Origin of the sequence: Pseudomonas sp. PS01303 (genome assembly GCF_029959385.1) — a bacterium.
In the GTDB taxonomy this organism is placed as follows: Bacteria; Pseudomonadota; Gammaproteobacteria; order Pseudomonadales; family Pseudomonadaceae; genus Aquipseudomonas; species Aquipseudomonas rustica.
This window is the reverse complement of record NZ_JASCPK010000322.1, coordinates 1-833: the sequence shown is the minus strand read 5'-3', so window position 1 is coordinate 833 and position 833 is coordinate 1. Positions and strand designations below refer to the sequence as shown.

The 833-nt window shown below is 58.7% G+C and carries 1 protein-coding gene; it reads left to right on the top strand.

Annotation, left to right across the window (positions count from 1 at the left end; translation table 11 throughout):
- The first annotated feature begins 170 nt into the window (after window positions 1-170).
- The gene (locus QMX93_RS30785) at window positions 171-758 is read left to right on the top strand and encodes a LysE family translocator (RefSeq protein ID WP_212545907.1); all 588 of its coding nucleotides are present in this window, start codon (window positions 171-173) and stop codon (window positions 756-758) included.
- Window positions 759-833 lie beyond the last annotated feature (75 nt).

The following is an 833-nucleotide window of genomic DNA, read 5'->3' as shown; positions in this document are numbered from 1 at the left end:
GTGTAGGAGCTGCCGAAGGCTGCGATCTTTTGATCCTGTTTTTAAAAGACAAGATCAAAAGATCGCAGCCTTCGGCAGCTCCTACAGGGGCAGGGGCATTTTCTTCAATACCGGGAACCGGGCGCTGGTTAGGGTGGGCACCTTGTTCCTTGTTTTGAAGCAGGTGTGCGATGAGTCTGATTGTTTCGATGGCGGCGTTTGCGCTGGCGGCGTCCATCACGCCGGGGCCGGTGAATATTGTGGCGTTGAGTTCGGGGGCGCAGTTCGGCTTTCGCGCCAGTCAGCGGCATGTCGCCGGGGCCACGTTAGGATTTGTGTTGCTCTTGGTGCTGATGGGGTTGGGGCTGCATGAAGTGCTGCAGCTGTGGCCGTTCATGACCCGCGTGGTGCAACTGGCCGGGGTGGCGTTTTTGCTGTTCATGGCGTGGAAATTGGCCACCGATGACGGGCAACTGAACGCCAAGGATTCAGCGCGGGCGCCGTCGATGCTGTACGGCGCGGTGATGCAATGGCTCAACCCCAAGGCGTGGCTGGCCTGTGTAGCGGGGATGGGCGCGTTTGTTGCCGATGGTGAGGCGCGGTTGGTCTGGCAGTTTGCGGCGGTGTATCTGGTGATTTGCTATGTGTCGGTGGGATGCTGGGTGTATGCCGGGACGTTCTTGCGCGGGTATTTGAGCAATGCGGCGGGGATGCGTTGGTTTAACCGCAGCATGGCGCTCTTGCTGGCAGTCAGCGCAATTTACCTGCTGATCACCTGACCCCTTGTAGGAGTGAGCCTGCTCGCGATAGCGGTCTTTCAGTAAAAAATGTGTGGCTGACACACCTCTATCGCG